2 protein-coding genes and 1 pseudogene are annotated in these 2,319 nt (G+C 62.8%); all 3 read right to left on the reverse strand.

Annotation, left to right across the window (positions count from 1 at the left end; translation table 11 throughout):
• Positions 1 to 108, reverse strand: a pseudogene (locus tag OS914_RS17905) (glucose-6-phosphate dehydrogenase assembly protein OpcA); the annotation flags it as partial.
• Entirely contained in the window at positions 105 to 1,661 is a 1,557-nt protein-coding gene (zwf, locus tag OS914_RS17910) for a glucose-6-phosphate dehydrogenase (protein ID WP_267547411.1), read from the reverse strand. The gene zwf and the pseudogene OS914_RS17905, both read right to left, overlap by 4 nt.
• A 57-nt stretch (positions 1,662 to 1,718) precedes the next feature.
• Positions 1,719 to 1,934 (reverse strand): hypothetical protein, encoded by a 216-nt coding sequence (locus OS914_RS17915; protein WP_267547412.1) that lies wholly within the window; start codon positions 1,932 to 1,934, stop codon positions 1,719 to 1,721.
• Between the last annotated feature and the right edge of the window lie 385 nt (positions 1,935 to 2,319).

Here is a 2,319-nt window from a genome sequence, read left to right on the forward strand (position 1 = left end):
CACAAGGGTGAGCACCCGACCCAAAGCAATCACACCCCCCTGCTCGCGCAGGGAAATAATCCTCCTGGAAACCTTCGAGGTCGTGGTATTCGCAAGATCAACAATCACGGCCTTCTCCAGATTCGACCGTCACGGGCCAGCAGCTCATCAGCCGAAGCCGGGCCCCAGCTGCCCGGGGTGTAGTGCTCGGGCTGTTCACCCAGACCGGCCCAGTACTCTTCGAACGGGTCCAGGATCTTCCAGGAAAGTTCCACCTCCTGATGGCGGGGAAACAGCGGCGGCTCACCGAGGAGCACGTCCAAGATCAGCCGTTCGTAGGCTTCGGGGCTGGACTCCGTGAAGGAGTGGCCGTAGCCGAAGTCCATGGTCACGTCACGGACTTCCATCTGCGTGCCCGGGACCTTGGAGCCAAACCGGATGGTCGCGCCCTCATCGGGCTGGACCCGGATGACCACGGCGTTTTGCCCGAAGTCCTCCTCGCCGTGGTCACGGAACAAAAGGTTCGGTGCGCGCTTGAACACGACGGCGATCTCGGTCACGCGCCGGCCCAGACGCTTGCCCGCGCGCAGGTAGAACGGCGCCCCGGCCCACCTTCGGGTGTTAATGTCTAGTCGGATGGCCGCATAGCTTTCCGTTTTCGAGTCGGTGGGAATGCCGTCTTCTTCCAGATAGCCCTGGACCAGCTCGCCACCCTGCCAGCCGCCGGTGAACTGCCCGCGCGCCGAGTGGGTGGAGAGGTCCGCCGGGAGCTTAACGGCGGCGAGGACCTTTTCCTTCTCGGCGCGGAGGTCATCGGCGTTGAAGGAAATGGGCTCCTCCATGGCCGTCAATGCCAGCAACTGCAGGAGGTGGTTTTGGATGACGTCGCGGGCCGCGCCAACGCCGTCGTAGTAGCCTGCCCGGCCGCCGGTGCCGATGTCCTCGGCCATGGTGATCTGGACGTGGTCCACGTAGTTGGCGTTCCACAGCGGCTCGAACAACTGGTTCGCGAACCGCAGCGCCATGATGTTCTGGACCGTTTCCTTGCCCAGGTAATGGTCGATCCGGAAAATCGAGTCCGCCGGAAACACCGATTCGACGATGTCGTTCAGTGCCCGGGCCGATTCCAGGTTGTGCCCAAACGGCTTCTCAATGACCACCCGGCGCCAGTTGTCTCCCGCGGCCTGGGCCAGCCCGTGCGCAGAGAGCTGACGGCAGACCTGCTCGAACGCCTTGGGCGGGATGGACAGGTAGAACGCATGGTTTCCCAGCGTGCCACACTGCTCGTCCAGTTCGGCCAGTGTGTCCTTGAGCCGTTCAAACGCCTCATCGTCTCCGAACTCGCCCTGGACAAAGCGCACCCCACGGCTCAGCTGGTCCCAGACAGTGTCATCAAACGGGGTGCGGCAATGCGCCTTGATGGAGGCCTTGACCTCCGCGGCAAAGTCCTCATCCGCCCAGGAACGGCGGGCGAACCCCACCAGTGCAAAGCTCGGCGGCAGCAGCCCCCGGTTCGCGAGATCGTACACGGCGGGCATGAGCTTCTTGCGGGCAAGGTCACCGGTGACCCCGAAGAGGACCAGCGACGACGGGCCCGCCACCCGGGACAGTCGCCGGTCGCGCGGATCCCGGAGTGGATTATGCCCGGACCGCACACTCAAATCAGGGTGAGTAAGAGACATCGTTACCTTCCATTTTTCGACGGGTCGCGGGCTGGCGGTGCGGCCGTGGGGGGATGCTCATGAGAGTGTCTGTTCCCAGGTTTCCCCGAAGGGGACCGTGTCGCTGAACTCGAGGGTGTACCGGCCAGGATAATGGCGGGTGACCAGGATGCCGGCACAGCGCTGGGTCATCGCTGCCTGCCGGAGCGCGACCTCTGCATCGTCGAGCAACTCGTTAAGCAGGCCAGGCCTGTTAACGAGGACTTCCACATACCCGGTGCTCTGACTACCCATGATGAACAACTTTCCTTCCAGGGAGTGGGCCCCCAATGCGCCACCCCCTCATCGTTGGGTGTGCTGTGTCTTAGATCGAATACAGCGTGACGGGATCACCACGAACAAACAGATGACGGCAGCCTGTGCCGTTCTCGATGACCCATATCAGTTGACCGTCGTCAGCGCGCTCATCAACATAAGCTGCGTAGCAGAACGAATCGATGGACCAGACTTCAACGTCTTCCCCATGCTGAAGGGAAGCCCACGCCCGGACAGGCTGCTGGTGAGGGAATCGGCGACGTCCCCGGACCGGTCCCAGTGTTTGTTGACTCATGTCTTAGTGCTTCCGACGAACCGGTAGTGCCCGCAGTGACGTCTCTGGGCCTGGGGCCCAGGCAAGGAA

The sequence above is a fragment of the Arthrobacter endolithicus genome (genome assembly GCF_026627425.1).
Classification (GTDB): Bacteria; Actinomycetota; Actinomycetes; order Actinomycetales; family Micrococcaceae; genus Arthrobacter_M.